The following is a 456-nucleotide window of genomic DNA, read 5'->3' as shown; positions in this document are numbered from 1 at the left end:
GACTTTGACCAACATAACCTACATCACCTAAAACAAAGGGACAAGGACAACCGTCAATTAAAGTTGACGCAGCTTTAGTATCATGAACTGAAGCCGGTGTTATATCGTAGTTTAAAATGTAACCAGTGGTTGTCACAGCTACATGGGTTTTGAGCCCGTAAAAATACATGGTTTTGGTGGCATTGTACCCGATATCGGCTATTTCAGAAAAAATTTTGACACGCTTATTTCTAACTTTTTGACACAAGGGATTGGGCAGGCTGTCAATGATTGCGATTTGCCCAGTTTGTGCGTATTCCTGGGTTAAACCGTGACGCAGCGCTATAATGACAGGCAAAAGTTGATGTGCCCGTCGATTAAATCGAGTGCGGTCAAAGGTAACCTGATTCGGGATAAACAGCTTAGCCCATGCGAAAAATTTACGTTGTGATTGCATGTTGGTCGTCATTTGTAGGC

Annotated in this window: 1 protein-coding gene; it reads right to left on the bottom strand. The window is 42.5% G+C overall.

The annotated features are described in order from the left end of the window. Positions 1 to 456, bottom strand: a 456-nt coding sequence (locus tag LACPOB_RS13345; protein ID WP_017867521.1) for an IS982 family transposase, incomplete at both ends; no start/stop codon positions are given.

It is taken from the genome of Ligilactobacillus pobuzihii E100301 = KCTC 13174 (assembly GCF_000349725.1).
Classification (GTDB): Bacteria; Bacillota; Bacilli; order Lactobacillales; family Lactobacillaceae; genus Ligilactobacillus; species Ligilactobacillus pobuzihii.
Note: the sequence above shows the minus strand (reverse complement) of the source record. Positions and strands in the feature narration are given on the sequence as shown.